Source organism: Haloarcula sp. Atlit-120R (genome assembly GCF_003665885.1).
GTDB classification, from domain to species: Archaea; Halobacteriota; Halobacteria; order Halobacteriales; family Haloarculaceae; genus Haloarcula; species Haloarcula taiwanensis.
In genome coordinates, this window is record NZ_QPLN01000007.1 from 1 (window position 1) to 15,764 (window position 15,764).

16 protein-coding genes and 1 pseudogene are annotated in these 15,764 nt (G+C 57.2%); 6 read left to right on the forward strand and 11 right to left on the reverse strand.

Going from position 1 to position 15,764, the window contains the following annotated elements; genetic code table 11:
* From DVK01_RS18510 to DVK01_RS18520, 3 genes are all read right to left on the reverse strand, one after another.
* Positions 1-1,298: LA2681 family HEPN domain-containing protein (locus tag DVK01_RS18510; protein WP_121538048.1), on the reverse strand; the 1,298-nt coding region annotated here is incomplete at its 3' end.
* Between the two features lie 229 nt (positions 1,299-1,527).
* Positions 1,528-2,499, reverse strand: coding sequence for a homing endonuclease associated repeat-containing protein (locus DVK01_RS18515; RefSeq protein WP_342764909.1), 972 nt, complete (start codon positions 2,497-2,499; stop codon positions 1,528-1,530).
* Between the two features lie 214 nt (positions 2,500-2,713).
* Positions 2,714-3,613 (reverse strand): replication factor A, encoded by a 900-nt coding sequence (locus tag DVK01_RS18520; RefSeq protein WP_121538052.1) that lies wholly within the window; start codon positions 3,611-3,613, stop codon positions 2,714-2,716.
* A gap of 646 nt (positions 3,614-4,259) precedes the next feature.
* Here DVK01_RS18520 and DVK01_RS23025 point away from each other — a divergent pair.
* Positions 4,260-4,334: pseudogene (locus DVK01_RS23025) on the forward strand (twin-arginine translocation signal domain-containing protein); the annotation flags it as partial.
* 135 nt (positions 4,335-4,469) lie between these two features.
* Here DVK01_RS23025 and DVK01_RS18535 read toward each other — a convergent pair.
* The 4 genes from DVK01_RS18535 to DVK01_RS18550 all read right to left on the reverse strand — a co-directional run bounded on the left by DVK01_RS18535 (position 4,470) and on the right by DVK01_RS18550 (position 6,843).
* Positions 4,470-5,000, reverse strand: coding sequence for a hypothetical protein (locus DVK01_RS18535; protein WP_121538056.1), 531 nt, complete (start codon positions 4,998-5,000; stop codon positions 4,470-4,472).
* The gene (locus tag DVK01_RS18540; protein ID WP_121538058.1) at positions 4,997-5,227 is read right to left on the reverse strand and encodes a UPF0175 family protein; all 231 of its coding nucleotides are present in this window, start codon (positions 5,225-5,227) and stop codon (positions 4,997-4,999) included. The genes DVK01_RS18535 and DVK01_RS18540 overlap by 4 nt, the downstream gene beginning before the upstream one ends.
* Before the next feature lie 158 nt (positions 5,228-5,385).
* Complete coding sequence (locus DVK01_RS18545) at positions 5,386-5,790, reverse strand: hypothetical protein (protein WP_233562805.1); 405 nt, start codon at positions 5,788-5,790, stop codon at positions 5,386-5,388.
* Between the two features lie 135 nt (positions 5,791-5,925).
* The gene (locus DVK01_RS18550; protein WP_121538062.1) at positions 5,926-6,843 is read right to left on the reverse strand and encodes a hypothetical protein; all 918 of its coding nucleotides are present in this window, start codon (positions 6,841-6,843) and stop codon (positions 5,926-5,928) included.
* 179 nt (positions 6,844-7,022) lie between these two features.
* Between DVK01_RS18550 and DVK01_RS18555 the strand changes: the two genes are divergently transcribed.
* Positions 7,023-7,823 carry a winged helix-turn-helix domain-containing protein gene (locus tag DVK01_RS18555; protein ID WP_121538064.1) on the forward strand — a complete coding sequence of 267 codons (801 nt, stop codon included), beginning with the start codon at positions 7,023-7,025 and terminating at the stop codon, positions 7,821-7,823.
* Between the two features lie 212 nt (positions 7,824-8,035).
* On the opposite strand, the gene DVK01_RS18560 is transcribed toward DVK01_RS18555, so the two are convergent.
* Both DVK01_RS18560 and DVK01_RS22650 read right to left on the reverse strand, forming a co-directional pair.
* Complete coding sequence (locus tag DVK01_RS18560; RefSeq protein WP_233562814.1) at positions 8,036-8,704, reverse strand: RNA-guided endonuclease TnpB family protein; 669 nt, start codon at positions 8,702-8,704, stop codon at positions 8,036-8,038.
* 63 nt (positions 8,705-8,767) lie between these two features.
* Positions 8,768-8,998, reverse strand: coding sequence for a hypothetical protein (locus DVK01_RS22650; protein WP_233562806.1), 231 nt, complete (start codon positions 8,996-8,998; stop codon positions 8,768-8,770).
* Between the two features lie 1,209 nt (positions 8,999-10,207).
* On the opposite strand from DVK01_RS22650, the gene DVK01_RS18570 reads away from it, so the two are divergent.
* From DVK01_RS18570 to DVK01_RS18590, 3 genes are all read left to right on the forward strand, one after another.
* Positions 10,208-10,564, forward strand: a complete 357-nt coding sequence (locus DVK01_RS18570; RefSeq protein WP_121538068.1) for a hypothetical protein — start codon at positions 10,208-10,210, stop codon at positions 10,562-10,564.
* A gap of 1,066 nt (positions 10,565-11,630) precedes the next feature.
* The gene (locus DVK01_RS18585) at positions 11,631-12,185 is read left to right on the forward strand and encodes a redoxin domain-containing protein (protein WP_121538070.1); all 555 of its coding nucleotides are present in this window, start codon (positions 11,631-11,633) and stop codon (positions 12,183-12,185) included.
* 117 nt (positions 12,186-12,302) lie between these two features.
* Positions 12,303-12,812 (forward strand): redoxin domain-containing protein, encoded by a 510-nt coding sequence (locus DVK01_RS18590; protein WP_121538072.1) that lies wholly within the window; start codon positions 12,303-12,305, stop codon positions 12,810-12,812.
* Positions 12,813-13,104: 292 nt separating this feature from the next.
* Here the strand turns inward: DVK01_RS18590 and DVK01_RS18595 are convergent, their stop codons facing one another.
* A complete protein-coding gene (locus DVK01_RS18595) occupies positions 13,105-14,991 on the reverse strand; it encodes a PAS domain S-box protein (RefSeq protein WP_158598781.1) in 1,887 nt (628 codons plus the stop codon).
* A 146-nt stretch (positions 14,992-15,137) separates the two neighbouring features.
* On the reverse strand, positions 15,138-15,380 hold the full coding sequence (locus DVK01_RS18600; RefSeq protein WP_121538076.1) for a HalOD1 output domain-containing protein: 243 nt from the start codon (positions 15,378-15,380) through the stop codon (positions 15,138-15,140).
* A 121-nt stretch (positions 15,381-15,501) separates the two neighbouring features.
* On the opposite strand from DVK01_RS18600, the gene DVK01_RS18605 reads away from it, so the two are divergent.
* Complete coding sequence (locus DVK01_RS18605) at positions 15,502-15,762, forward strand: helix-turn-helix domain-containing protein (protein WP_007143097.1); 261 nt, start codon at positions 15,502-15,504, stop codon at positions 15,760-15,762.
* Positions 15,763-15,764: the final 2 nt, after the last annotated feature.

Below are 15,764 nucleotides of genomic sequence, written 5' to 3' on the forward strand. Positions count from 1 at the left end.
ACCTCGAATGGGCCCCCATAGAAGTCCTTCTTCAACCAGTAAAGTGCGTTCAACAACCAGTTTTCGGAGCCTTCGAACCGCTCGTGGAGGCCATCACTCCAGGATGTGTTCTCGTACCAGAGATTTCCGAATGAGACTGCTTCTTCGTGGTGTCCGAGATCAAGGTAATCATTTAGGAAGAACGCGATTTTATCGAAGATTGAATACGCAAGTCGGAGACCCGCCTTCATTTGCTCGGTGCCATATCCATAGGCCGGATAGTCCAACGTGTTCGCCAACGTAACTTCATGGTCAGAGAAATGGTCTTCACTAGCTTGTAGACCTTCATAGAACATGTACCTAGCCGAGACGAACTCCTGTTTCATCTGGTTATAGAGCCCAGGATAAGGGAGCTGCTCGTCGATTTCGGTGATGATCGATGGGAGATGGAACGTATCTTCTGCAACGGACGTATGTGTAGAGATGTCATTGAGCGGATTCAAGAAGAGGCGGTTCGAAAGTACCCACTCTCGATATCTTCTTTCTTCGTCTTTGTCTCCGAGTGATTCCTCTTCGATTCTGTCGAAGCCAAGCCATTCAACATCGAATTCCTTGACACTCTGTTTGGTTTCGCGGAACCGATGAATCGCTTCGGGATGTAGCCCATCAGATGAGAGTGCGGCAGCCAAATCCTGATTTGCGGAGTGTAGAAATAATGCTGTCTCTCCTTCGTTATACAGAGCAGAGCCGTACCACACTTTGGTCATTCCTCGGTTTCCCAAAGCTTGCGGGTGATTTGGGTTCAGTGAGAGAGCAGATTCATATTTATCGAGGGCTTCTACTGCTCGCCCTGTAGAGTCAAGCGCGTTTCCTAGATTCACGAATCGCTTACGGACCTCTGCATCAGGAGTGGCTTGTATTCCACTTTCTTCTAAGGATTTTCTCAGAGCGACAATTTGTTCCCGGATATACTCGTTATCGGTGAACGCTGGCTCATTCTGAGTTTCCGGGTCTAGGATGTTCTGATACTGCTCGCCATTCGCTAACTGGTAATGTGCGCGTGTCCGAGTTCGAGGGCCGAGGTCGCGATTGAGGAACTTTTGGACTAAGTTAACACCCTCGACAACTGCATCCTGATAGTCAAGATCCCACGCTGTGTCAATGTAGTAGCCAGTCAGGTTTAGGTAGACTCTCCTATGAATTCGGTCCCATTCTTCAGAATCGCGGAGAAATTCTAGCCTCTCAGTTTTATTTGACTCTGGATCCCGCCGTAGAAGTTCGTGAAATTCATAGAGTGATTCGATTCCGTCTAGTGTCATATTGAGTGGAGTCGTACCGCTGACTTCTGAGCGTTTCGGGGTGGAGTAAGAAATCCACACTCATTGCGATACCGCCTAGAAATGGTAACCGGTCGTGGCCGCGGGCCGACCAGCGGGATGCCGGGGGCGGAGGGCTTGGGCTGGTCTGGCAATAAACGATCAACCAGTCACCGTATGTCCTAACGGTATTCAGTCAACTCCTCGTTCAAATGGCCGGCGGTTGCGAGACTCATCGTATATCGAGGCGAAGCGGTGAGGCCCGCTCCCAAAGATGATGGTGCTCGGCGCACACCGTTACGAGGTTATCCAGCCGGTTAGCCCGCTCAAAATCCACCTCACTCTCGTCATCACCGAAGGCGCTTAGCTGTTGGATATGATGTACGTGGAGTCCTCTCGTGAATGTCTCGAGATGTGCCTCCTGCGTCCACTCACAGCCCGGCGTTTGACAAGTGTAGTCGTCGCGTTCAAGCGCTTTCTGACGTTGTTCGTCCCAGTTGTCCCCGTACTCGCGCCACTCGTGGACTGGCTGTTCTTTCCAGTTGTGATGGTCTTGGCCGGCTGGACGGCCGACCGGTTCGTAACCGGCCGCTCGGATCGCAGCTTGCCAGCCCTCCCAGCGAGTAAAGTAGGGTCGATGTGAGAACTCCCCGTGGTCTTTCATCTCCTGCGCTGTCGGGACCTTTCCTAATTCGTCGGCAAGCCGGTGGATCTCTTCGAGTAATTCTGCATCCGAAATCCGATACCGGCTGTTGGGGTCGTAGCCTGCCGCCTCGAGCGCTTCGTTCCAGCTCCCGAAGCGATTCTGTGCGATTGTGACTGTGAACTTCCCCTCCGAGCGCATATCGGCCGCCGTTGGCGGCGTCCCGTCCTCCGTTGCGAGCCGTCTGATTTCGTCGAGGAGTGCGTCTTTGGATACTCGATGTTGCTTCACCGGTTTGTACCCCGCCATTTGGAGCGCCTCCGTCCAGCTGCCAAATCGGTTTTCGTAAGTTCCTGCTGAATACGCTCCCATCGTATCCATCTCTGTAGCTGTTGGCGAACGGTCGAGTTCGTCCACGAGACGGTCGATCTCGGCCAGTAATTTTGTCTCAGAGATTCGGCGGCTATGGCTACTTTTGTGGCCGCCCAGCGCGTTCTTCGATTTGAAGGATTTTCCACAAACGTCGCAAGTTAGGTCACGTTCACCCGTCATCTGTCTCATCCGGAGCGATTGTGCGCTCGCACCCCTCTGGGAGCCCGATAACCTAGCCCGGATCGCGCATCACTTCCTGCGGTTTCCCGGATAAATATTGGACCGGTGCGTAAGGTCGTGGCTGCGCGCGCAGCGACGGTAGGAGCGAGCACGGAGCGGAGGGTGGGGAGGTGGGGTCTGGGTCGGTCCGGCACACAGCAAAAAAGAAGGCTGCTCCGGCTGGCTATTCGTCCCACCACCGGCCGCGCTCCGGGAAGTGGATGATGCTCCACCCCGTCACGGCCACCGAGATCCGGCCCTCGTACCAGTTCGTGGCCGCTTCGTGGATGCGCACCGTCTCGCCTTCCTTGATCCACGGCGCGTCCGATGCCTTCCAGATCGTCACCTTCGTTTGCCCGCTCTCGTCCGCGATCAGCCCGACTTGCTGGATGGCCGGTGAATCACTGTCCCAGAGGGTCTTCACACGGCCTTCGATCGTGACCGTGCTGCGATCGACGTCCTCGAGGGCGTCGATGGGCACGGTGCCCCCCGGGGCCGTCTGCAACTCCTCGAACACCCGCACGACCGCACTCGTCATGTCCGTGCCGTCGACGACCGCTTCGGCCAGGCGTCGACTGATCGCCGCGCGCGACCAGCCATCCACCCGCGTCGCGAGTCGGTCTGCCTCCGTGTTCACCGTCGCCAGTTCATCCTGGGAGAGTTCCGCTCGGGGATCATCCCGTTCGGGGTCGGCCATCGGGTCCACGCTCGCGGCCCGCTTCTGGAACTCCCGCCGGCGCTTCGTGCTCCCTTCAGCGGCGACCTCACGCGTGCGCTGTTCCCGACCGTCCTGCGTCCCGAGCTCGGCCTGGGCACTGATGCGCTCCAGTTCGGCTTCCCGCGCTCGAATGCGCTCCTCCTGTTCGAGGGTGACACCGTGAATCCGGTCCTCGCTCGTGTCCGCGATCCCATCCGGGTGGTTCGCATCGACCTTCGCCTGCGTTTCCTGCTCGACCGCCGCCTCGAACTCCGGCGTCTCGTCGACGACCGGGAAGCCGTCTTCATCGACCGCCTGACCGCCCGCTTTCTCGAATGCCTGTTCATCGACCGAAACGACCTTTCCGCTAGCGTTGTTACTAGACATTGGAATCACTCACAAGGTGATTTCCGACGAAGGCGCTCACGCGCCGACTCCGCGATGCTCCAACATCGCGGTTTTCCGACGACAACGACCGACAGAACCATCTGCGCGCTCTCGCTCGCGCCTTCGCGAGCGCCCTACTGGGCGCGAGCGAGAGCGCGCCCGAGGCGGACGACCATCCAGCACCGCGCGCCGACCCGCCCGGAGCGAGCGGCCAGCGCATTCCCCGTTCGCCGCGACGCAACCATGTCCGTCGCGGTCGGCTTCGCCGAGGTCCGTAGGACCCGAACGGGTGAAGCGCTGGCGTCGAGGGCACATGCACTTTAGCCCGGCAGTCCGCCCGCTACCGCAGGCAGACCGCCCGGAATGGTCGGTCGCGAGCGACGCGGAGGGCGGCAGCGGCGAGCGGGGCGGGCCGCATCGTACCACACCAGCCAACCGGTAGAGTGCGCTTGCCTAACAACAACTCCGGGGCGGGACTGAAAGGGGCCGGGCGCTCGACGTGCCCCGACGACGCAAGCACCGCAGGCACGAGGCGCGCAGCGAGTCGCGGCCGGCGAGCGCACGGGGGGCTTTCGAGGTGGTCCCAATCGACGTAACAGCTGTTGTCCCTCCAGAAGACGTATACCCAGCGGTAGCCACTGGAGATATGGTCCCGCTGACGCGTCGACAGCTCCTCCAACACACGGCGGCCGGCGGAGGTGTCCTGGCCCTCGTAGGCTGTACCACTCCGAATGTTCTCGGGCTCTTTGATGGCGAGTCGGTACCGAAACTATTCACGAACGACGCGCACACCGCGAGCTACACGGCAGCTGGTTGCTGGCTGCTATCTACCAGCGGCCATTATCAAGATGGCTGCTTACTTCTCGAAATCGTCAGGAAGGGCCGTAGTGACACTATCGACCGGCGCGTAGTAATTCCGTTCCTCGATCCACGTCGTAAGCCACTCGTCCGCTGTTTCGATCGACACGTCATAACGAACGACGCCGCGAACCAGTAATCCGATCGATCCGGTGAGCGCAACGTCATAATCGGCCGCGAGCGCTCGGGCGGGCCCGTCATCCGTCACGAGCGTCCCACCAGCCGTGTGTGCAGCCACGAGGGCTTCGGCTTCACCGGGATCGAGACGGTTCTGAACCTCTGGATAGTCCTGCTGGAGCTGCTCCGGTGTGGTCTCAACAATCCCAATCCGTCCTGATTCGAGGACGTCAAGGGCATGTTCCAGATACGCGTAGCCGACCTCACGGCCCTGCTCCAGTTCGGTCCGGACAGCGGGAACAGTCTGGAGGGCATCGAGCGTCGTCGTCAGCCAGGAAACAGAGTCAGTGCTCGCGTAGTTGCTGAGCACTGTTGCATCGAGCACAACAGGCCGCGAGAACGACTCGCTCATTCAAGGTCGAGCGCTACATCGACTTCATCGTCGAGGTCGTCCATGGACTGCGGACCGAGCTGTAGCTCAATCCCGGCCTCTTGGAGGATTTCCTCCATCTCCCAGCGAGTCACGCCGGTTCGCTCGGCGGCCTTGCCGAGCGAGATCTCGCCGAGGACGTAGAGCCCGATCGTGGTCGCGAGCTCCTGTTTGTCCTTGACGGCGTTACGGCGGCGATCAGTAGCCATGGGGTCTACCTGAAGGAAGGGGCGGTGGGCTCATTAATGTGTCTCCAAAGGGGGCGGTCGTGAGCGACGTGGAGAGCGGGGTGAGCCGTCCAAATGTGGTTGGAAAAGAGGGGATGGTCAGTACAACATCTGGTCTTCTTTTCCGCTTTACCACGGGATTATCTGCGTTCTGACGCTCGGATACGTCCGACCACGACCGTCCCTAATGGCCACAACCAGATGAACACGAGCAGGCTGATCTCCGCTGCCGTCGGCAACCCACGTGGAAGCAACACGAGCCCGATGAGTATGATGCCCCCCATAATGATGAAAAACGGAATATCGTTCTCCACCAACTCTTGGGCTACGCGGGTCTGGTTTACCACCAGCCCCACGATGGTTACGATACCGCCTCCAATGATGCCGGTTATTAATATGCCCCTATCGAGATTGGCGGGGAGACGGCCCCCCCAGAACTCAAACCACACCAGTAGAGTGAGGAGGGCTGAAACGAGGAGATCTGATGCGATAGATCGGTTCAATTTCATCGGTCTATCAGCCCCCGGATCTTTATTAGTTTTCATTAGTCTCTCTTGTTGCGAGCTTGGCTGATTTTAACATTTCCATCGGTCCCAACTGAATTCACGGTTCTCTATACTTTTTGCGGGCCTCATCGTTCGGCGAACGCCGGGTACGACGTCCGCCGAAATTTGAGGGAATTAACAGAATGGGGTTGGGCCGGGGCAGGGGTCGCACAGACCGGTGAGTCCCTCTTCGAAGAGAGCTGCGATACAGCCTGCGCAGCTGGCTGGTCGCTTCGATATGTAGCAATCCCCACAGACGACCAACTCAGTTGCGTACCGTCGCGCCAGCCGGTAGATACAATTGAAGTCCGGGAGGCACACGCCGCACGGACCGAAAAACACTGCCTGTGTTGAGACATCTTCAGTTCCTGCCATCTGCCCAGTGACCTCCTCGACGGCCTCCCGGTAGTCCGCAGTTGTAATGGTACGGCTTTCAGAGGTTATTTCACCATTTTGGAAGAGACGACTATTGATTTCGGCTTTGGCGGTGTCTTCGCCGGTGTCCTCGTAAGTTGTCACGGTATATCCGGGTGGCGCGCCATCTCTACTAGACCACGTGATTTGAGCCTCCTGATATTTTGCTGTCGATTCCTGTTCGCGACGTTTTCCGGGCCGATCAGTATCAACCGGAAATACAACTGTTAGGTATGAGTGATTTTTATATGTAGATTCCGTAGCGATTGCATTGTTTATTTCAACTTTGTTCTTGTTCTGTCGAGCTAGCCTCATCAGCTCCTTGATGCCTTCATCGGTAAGTGCTTGTTTTACCGTCTTATTTTCTTGGCTCCCAGTGAGTTCCTCAACCTCCGTGTGAATCTCGGAGTCTTCACCAGATGTGTTGTCGTTAGCCGTCACCTCTGTTGGGAGAAACCCTACCGACAAGAGGGAGAAAGCTGCTGCACTAGATGCTGCGAGCACCGATCGTCGATTGAGCGCCGGTTCTTTACGTTTCTCAGAAAGTTTTTCCCATGTCTCTACACAACCTCCACCATCATCGACAGCGTCGTTTAGTTCGGCTTGGTACTGGTCTGGGTCGGGGTCTGATTCCTCCATGGTAACACACCACTTACCACTCTCTTGCGCCTTGTATTCACGTTAATTGATGAGTACCCTTAGTATGATGAGGGTACCCCCCTTAAACAGTGAGTACCCCCCTCACGCAGTACCAGTGGTTCGCGTCCTGCAGGAACCCTCCACAGAACTGAATACGCTCACGCTACTAGAACTCAATAATGGAACAACCCGATCCTACTGAGCTGGAAGCGCTCATCGCGGACCGGTCGGGATTTTTGCGTGTCCTCACGGCGGCTCCACGTTCAAAACGTGAGCTTACCGAACTGTTGGACTGTTCGCGGTCGACGATTGATCGAGTGCTGCGTTCGCTCGCTGAGGCTTACCTCGTTGAGTATCGGGACGGTGAATGGCACGTAACTGCGGCCGGAGCGTGTGCATATCGCAAACACGACCAGTACGCATCGTTTCTCACAGATCTCGCCGACGCAGCACCAATTCTTGCTGCGCTTCCCACCGAAACTTCCATCGACGAAGCGTTTCTCGCGGGATCAGCTGCGCATATTGCGGAGGAGAACGTCCCGGATGCAGTTCTTGACCCAGTGCTTCAGTCAGTCCGTGAGACGTCTCTCGTTCGTGGATTCGCGCCGAGGGCGCTTGTCGGGTCATCGATGGACTTCTACGACGCTGCCGGTACAGGTGATACATACGAATTGGCGTTAGTGGTCGATGGAGACGTGTTTGACCGATTGTACGAGTTGCAGCCTCAAGAGACGAGAGACGCTGTAGAGGATCCAGATGTCACGTTGCTTCGAGGGGCAATCCCATACGCGTATGGACTGTGGATCGTCGATGACACTGACGTCGGTATCGTCGTCTACACCGAAAAAGGAATTCAGGGCTGTATACTGAACGATACTGAGACCGCTGTCGACTGGGCGGTCGAACAGTTCGAGTCGGTGAAAGGCACTGCCGAACCGATTCTATTTCGAGGCGGTCGAAACGCTGTCTACCCCAAATGACGCAGTAATCAGCCAAACAAACATGCCTGGCTGACCATTGTGAGCAGAGGGGCGTTTCTACAATACTTACTGAAACGTCTGATAGCTGCGAGCGACCAGCGGATCGACATCCACTCCGCGTACACGGAGCGTCCGCTCGCTGGTGTCGCGGTGACACCACGGCGGCACCTTGCGGGTCTGTGCGCTATTCGTTGGGCCCCACCGTGCTCCCCTCAACGGGACCACTGGTGGTCGTCCCACTGGAACCGCACGGGCCGTGCCGTCGGCCTGACCGCAAGGTTCGTCGCCTGTTCGAGCAGCGTCCGCGATGCCACGAGGTCGGCGTGCCCCTCGAAGCCACACGGACACCGCAGCGTCTCGCGATGCCGGCGCGTTCGTTCGCGCTCCCCGCACTCCGGACACGTCTGGGAGGTCCACGCCTCGGAGAGTGAGGCTACCTCGATGCCGTACTCCTCGCAGACGTTCGCGAGCTGGTCGAGACACTGCCGATGCGCCCAGAAGGTGCAGGCTTTGAGGTTCGCCTCGACAGACCAGTACTCGCCGAGGACGCCGGTGAGATCGCCGTGATAGATGGTTTCGACACCGTCGTCGTGGAGTCGCTCAACCAGGTCACGGAGCAGTGCGTTCACGGCGTGATCGCGCCGGCGGGACCGCTTCCGATAGAGCCGCTGAATCCGATTGCTGGTCTGCTGTCCCGCCGGCAGCTTCGCTTTGGCGTCGGCGATGCGCTTGGTCGTTTCACGGAACTGTCGGAACGGCTCCTGGCCACTGTACCAGTACTGGTCGCCGGCCGTTGTCGTACACGCCACGAGGACGTTCGCGCCGATATCGAGCGCGGCGACGTCCGTCCCTGTCGGCGTCGCCTGTTCCGCCTCGAAGATCGTTACCGGCTGGTGGGCCCGATACGTCTCGTCGACGTCGTCGTAGGTGAGGTGAAGCCGGCCTTAATCACCCCGCCACTGCGGCTCCCCGCGGACGGCAACCCCGAGCCGTTCGAACCGACAGAAGCCGTACTCGTTTTTGAGCTGGCTGCCGATGGGAATCTCAAGCCGGGAGCGCTTGTTCCAACTGATCGTGTAGGCGTCGTTGCGGATGTAGGTCCGCAGGTCGCGGCCGTCGACGTGGTTCACCCAGTAGCCGGGCGGACTGACCTTCTGGTCGGCCTCCTCGACCAACCATTCTTCCAGTTCGACTTCAGCCTCTTCGATCTCGGTGAGATCAACCGATATCGATCATCGCGGCTCTGTCTGTCGGTACAGCTGTCGCTGGTGGTAGTGTCGCATCTCGAATCACCTGTGCTGTGTAGGCTCAATCGACTGCGCCTACACACTTTGTAGGCGCTCAAAAACTCTACCAAGTGAGCAGGAGCACGCTTTGACGGTGATATCACAGATGGACGAGAAAAATACCACTCCTGCCGTTGCCCTATGGCTGGCTCATTCGCGTCTTGGTGCTTGGCGATATCTTTCGATCACCTTCCCAAGTGGCCACGCCCAAATAAACACGATCAGGCCAACCTCTACGGTTACTGGTAGTCCACTTGGGAACAGTATGAGTCCGATGAGTACGAGACCAATCATAATGACAACCAAAGGAAAATCGTTCGCGGTCAATTTTTTCACCTCACTGCGCTGTCTAACTGCTAACCCCACAATAGTGAGGCTGATACCCCCGATAAACCCAGTTAATAGAATTGTTGCGTTAATATCTCGCGGGACACGTCCACCCCAAAATTCGAACCAGACCAATATTGTGAGGAAGGCAGAGACCAACAACTCAGATACGAGGGAACGATTCATTTCTACTAATTCGCTAACTAGTAGACTCTATTAATTGTTTTGAGCATTATTCAGTAGAGGTTCGGATCTCCATCTTATCCTCTGTTTGTAATCTAGTTGAAAGGCTACTGGCTCACCCTCGCCACAGCTGTAACATGAACATAATGACACCAAACCCGACGGCAAAAGCTACTGCACCACGAACATCGAGAGGGCTATTTTGGGTATTTGATACTGTAAGCCAAACAGTGGCGCCGATGACAGCCGCCGGAACACTATAGATTGTAGCACGTTGCCATCGGGTTTGGGCATTCATACACTACGAGGAACAACTAGATCTGAATAATACTTTAGCCTCAAGTTGTCGGTCAATCTGACTGAAGAGTGTGTAAATAGCACCGATCTCCGAGTCTACACCGAATTGAAATCGAACGTCTGTAGTTTGACACGCGCACCTCGGCGGCTGTGTGGCATTATGAGAGGTCGGCCTGTCTAGGCCTGTCCAGGGTTGTGGAGGTTCTGAAGTACTGAATAATCGCACTGGAGCTATTTCGAGGTGGTCTTAACAACATGATTAATCACTATTGGGAGTAATGCTTCGTCAATATGAGTTCTCACGAGATTGATCAGGTGGAACAGCTTCGACGCCTCGGCATCGGCTTGGTAGTGGGTGGGATTGCGTTCGGCGGCCTCTCGTTTCTTACCAGTACGTCTGTTAGTGGCGTCGGGCTTTTTGTCGTTGGGCTTGCCGTATGGGGACTTGAGTATCAACGAGATCGTACAGTCGGCATTGGGCTGGGAATCGGGTTTACAGGCGTCGTGCTCCTTCTCAACGTGGTGGGCAATATTGGATTCAGTGAGTTATCGCTAGCCGCGACACTCGTTGGGGTCGGAATCGCTGATTACCTACTGGCCCCAGCCTACGGGAAACTACAGGACACAGGCGAACAGATGAGCGAATGAGCTGGGCAATCTGGACGCTTGCGGGAGCGTACGTGTTGGTCGGAATCGGTCTATTTTACAGCTTGGCCGTTGGCTCTGACGAACTCTTTCGCACCGTGACTGCCGTAGTGTATCTCCTCATGCTCCCGATGGCATACCTCGTGTACAAAAATCAACGTCGTGACGGAGGATGAGTGGTCTTAGATCAGGCTGAATCGGTATCAGCCCGCGTCTTCTGTGTCAGATACACAGCTAAGCCCAGTATCCCGAAGAATCCATAGACTACTCCACGAAGTCGTGGTGACGATTGGTCTCGTTTGGTAGCATCACGAGCAACATAGTAGCCCACTGTTGGCCAAAAAATCAGCTGGTAGAGACCGAACCGGATGAGTAGCCCGTTGTAGGCAGTGAGTAGGTCCATAGATGGGACTATACAAACCAGAGCCATATACGATTCGACGGTGACTAAAGCCCTCAGTGCCCTTGGCAGGTGAGAGCAGCTACGCCGCGCAACCCCTCGCGCGTACCCGCTGGCGTCGAGACCAGATTCATTTTAGCCCGGAACGGGCGCGGGCGGTGCGGAGAGCGCCCGCATGCCCGGAATGGTCGGTCGCGAGCGACGCGGAGGGCGGCAGCGGCGAGCGGGGCGGGCCGTTACGTACGCACCCGTTCAGCCGGCTACGTCGCTCGGTGAGCCATTCACCGCCCTGGCGGACTCAGAAAGGGCGAGGCCGTCTCGGCCGTCCCCCGACCCCGCAAGCACCGCAGGTACGAGGCGCGCAGCGGTGGTCGCGGGACGTCGAGCGGCCGAGGGCTTTCAGGAGCAGTGTCTGTCCACGAATACGTTCGCGTAATCAGTTCGGTGAGCCGGCCGACTCGCCGAGAAAGAGGTCGACGCCGTCCTACAGCAGGGATCGGTCTCGACCCACTCCTCTCGCTTCGAGCGTCTCAACGATGTCGACCAAGTGTTCGGATCAAACAAGACCCATGTGTTACGGAGTGAACCAGCCTACTTATCGGCGCTTTCGAAACTGACCGCCACTGAATATTTCTGTATAGAGGAGTAAGTAGTTGGTGAGCAAACAGCATGGTTACTGAAGGAGATTCTGCACCCACGTTCACGCTCCCGGGTGTCGTCGACGACACGTTCGACACGTTCAGCCTCAGCGACGCGACTGACCGGGACAGTGTCGTGCTCCTCCTGTTCTATCCCTTCGATTTCAGCCCGGTATGTACCAACGAATTGTGTGCAATCCGCGATGCCGAATGGTTCGAACTCACGCCGGATCTCGATGTGTGGGCGGCATCGGGGGATAGTGCGTATTCGCACCGAGTGTTTGCTGAGGAGTACGGGTTGAATTTCCCGCTGCTCAGCGACAGCGCTGGGAGTGTTGCCTCCGCATACGACGTGTGTTACAATGAATGGGAAAACCACGAGTCCGTCCCGCAACGTGCTGTCTTCCTCATCGACTCGACACAGACGATTCGATACGCGTGGTCGACTGATGACGCCCTCAAAAAACCGGATTTCTTCCCGGTCAAAGAGGCACTCGACCAACTGACAGAGGAACGAGATGACTTTGGCACTGCGGACGTCGACCTGGTCGTCGAATACGACGAGACGCCGAGTCAGATCTCCTGAGTGAAAAAATGAACAAGTGGTTACTGAGACGTGATGCCCCTGAAATACGGGCCAGTAAGTGAACCCGAATGGGTGTAGCGTGACAACCGTTTTCAAACTTGACTCTTATTTATAGATATGGTTGAGACAGGAACAACGGCCCCTGATTTCACGCTGACAGGGACCCAAGGCGATGAAGTCCAGGAATTCACTCTTTCTGAGTTCGCTGCTGGACGGCCGACGATGCTGGTGTTCTACGTCTATGACTTCAGTCCGGTGTGTGAATCCCAAATGTGCGAACTCAATGATATGGAGATGTTGACGTTCAATGACGATATTGCTGTCCTCGGCGTCTCACCTGATGGTCCGTACAGTCATCAACAGTTTATCCGCCAAAACAGTCTGTCGTATCCACTCTTGACTGACGAGGACAAGCAAGTATACGACCAGTACGGGATGCTCACCCGGACCTCGGAGGGCAAACGGAATCATAAACGTGGAATCGTTTTGCTTGATTCAGATCGTACTGTTCGCTATCGATGGGTTGCTGAGGATAATTGGGACCCGTGGGATATGGATCCCCTTCATGAGGCATACGAAATCAGTTTAGATCTCATCAATCCCGATGCGCAAGAGGCTGACAAGTAACGAATAGTCCTATTAGTTCGAAACTGGGGGAATACAGCCCCAGTATTAAGCCCCTTTGTCGTGGGCGACGCGGAGGGCGGCAGCGGCGAGCGGGGCGGGCCGGTACCTATACACCTATCCAACTAGCTCCACCGCTCGGCGCAACTACTCTCGTCTTGTGGACTCAGAAAGAGCGAGGCCGTCCCCCGACCCCGCAAGCACCGCAGGCACGAGCCCATAGCGGCGGTCGCGGGACGTCGAGCGGCCGAGGGCTTTCGTCTCAGTCTCCTCACGCTCTCAATATTGAACTGGATTAAGTGCCTGAAACCTCGAACCGGGCCCCACCGTCAGTGCCCTCTGTGACCGTAATCTCCCACCCGTGGGCTTCGACGACGCGTTTGACGATCGCGAGCCCGAATCCGGTGCCGTCTTGGTTGGTCGTGTACCCGCTCTCGAAGACGTCGTCTCGTTCATTCGCCGGAATACCGGGACCGGTATCTTCGACGAAGAAGCCGCCGTTGGAGGTACCGACGCGAATTGTGACCCCGTCGCCGCCGTGTTCGATTGCGTTCCGGTACAGGTTCTCGAATAACTGGATGAGTCGGCTGTGGTCCGCGTCGATCTGGACGCTCGACTCGATCTCGAGCGATGCAGATTCAGTTGCAACGTTGTTCCAGGCTTGGTTAGCGACCGCGCGCAGGGCCACCGGCTGTGTCTCGCCGACTGCATCGCCCTCGCGTGCCAGTGTCAACATATCCTTGATGAGCCGTTCCATCCGATCGAGCGCGCGATCGATGGCCTCGACGTGGTCTATTTCGCCAGTCATCTGTATGAGCTCCAGGCGACCCTGGGCGACGTTCAGGGGATTTCGGAGGTCGTGCGAGAGGATGCTGGCGAACTCTTCGAGGCGGTCGCGTTCGCGTCGGATGGTCGACTCCGCCTCGATGCGCTGGAGGGCCGTCGTGACGTGCGTTGCGAGCATCTCGGCAACCTCTTCATCGCGGGCGGAGAACGCTGCTGGCTCTGGCGCAAACGCCTGCACCACCCCATACTCCTCGAGAGGAATGCTCAACAGCGACCGTGGTTCCACTGGGTCCGCGTCCGGCAGTGATCCCCCGTCTTGGAGCGAGGACTGCGCTGCCGAGCGCGTATCCGTTAGATCGTCCAGTCGGAGGACTTCCCCGGACTGGTAGCTCTGACCCGCGTATCCGAGGGTTGCAGACACCGGCTCACACTCCTCGAGGGATTCGTGGTCCGAACTGGCGGCCGGCACGAGCTGGTCCCCGTCGGCGATCGCCACGCGGGCGACAGCGGCCGGAAAGACGTTAACAGCCCCGTCGGCAGTGCGTTGGTACACCTGTTCTTTGGATGCTGCCCTGGTGATCTCGGTCGCGACCTCGTGTAGCTGCGTGACTTTCGACGTGTGGTCACGAAGCTGCTCCTCGGCTGCTTTTCGGTCGGAGATGTCCTGAATAACGCCCGTAAAGAGGTGGTCGTCGCCTACGACGTATTCGCCAAAACTGACTTCCACGGGGAATTCCTCGCCGTCGGCGCGCAGGCCGGCCAATTCGAGGCCATCCCAGTTGACAGTTCGCCTTCCGTCAGAGAGGTACTGAGACAGCCCCTCGAGATGCGCCTCACGGAACCGGGCGGGCATCAGTGTGGTTAGCGGCTCGCCGACGAGCTCTGTGGTGGGATACCCGAAGAGGTCCTCGGTCGCATCGTTAGCGTACCGAATCGTACTCGTTTCGTCGATCGAGATGACCGCGAACGACGAGTTCTCCGTGAGCGCCCGGAAGCGGTTTTCTGACAGTTCAAGTTGATGTTCCCGCGCTTGGAGTCCCGTCGCATAGTAGCCGAGAAGCACACCGGCGGCCATGAAGATGCCAGCGCCATTGAGATTCAACACGACCGGTTCCCCGGACGGGACCTGTTCCAGCGAGATGATGAAGACGAACCAGAGATTGACAGCTACGCCGACGATGGCGCCGCCCAGCGTCCACATCGAAAGTTGTCTGACACGGGCCACCGGTGACGTTCTGGCGAGCCATATCCCGCCGACGATGAGTCCGATGCCGACGACGAACGGGGCCGCGACCTCGATGAAGTCGATAATGGGATCGTCGGTGTCTGTCGCGGCTCGGGCGAGTGTGAGCAGAAGGAGTACAACTCCAAGGATGGTGACCGACCATTGACTCACCGCCCGAGACCAATCCCTCATCTGAAAGGTATAGCAGGTTCTAGCTTCATAATTTGTGTGATTGGGGAACGGACGTTATTCCAATCTTCACACCTGCTACACCCGGAATTGGAAAGTTCGGAAGTTGATATTCCACGGATGGCATGCTATTGATCCTCTGCGTGTCCGCCTTGAGGATCGACGATTTCGACATCATCGCCTGTAACTGCGAGCTGAATCCCCTCGACAGTGACACGAACCTCGACTGCTCCACTGGATCCGGCTACCAGTTGCTCAAGTGCTTCGACATCGATATAGTCGTGTAATTGGTACTGGTCGCGGTCCACTCCACACGATTCCAAGGTCTCGATAATCTCCACGGTGAGGGTTTGTGGTGAGGACTGGTTCATTTCAATGCTCGTGGAGTAGGGTGGGGAGCCGTTAAAACGTTGGGAGTCAACTACAGAAGCGTATCGCTCTTCTATTTGACTTAGCGCGTTCGGGATAGCATCGGCGCAACCACAAGCGATTATGCGCTTTGACGCCGACTGGATGTCTCGCGCCGATGACCGCATTCTGGAGCATCTCTCTGAAGCCGGCCCCGATACCCCAAAGGAAATGGCAGACAGTGACCGGGTTCGCTTCTCCCGCCAACACATCAATGCCCGCTGCAAGACGCTGGTCGAATACGGCCTCCTCGTCCACCTCGGCAACGGCGTCTACGATATCACGCGAACGGGAGAGCAGTATCTCGCCGGCGACCTCGACGCTCGTGACCTCGACCCCGAATAGCG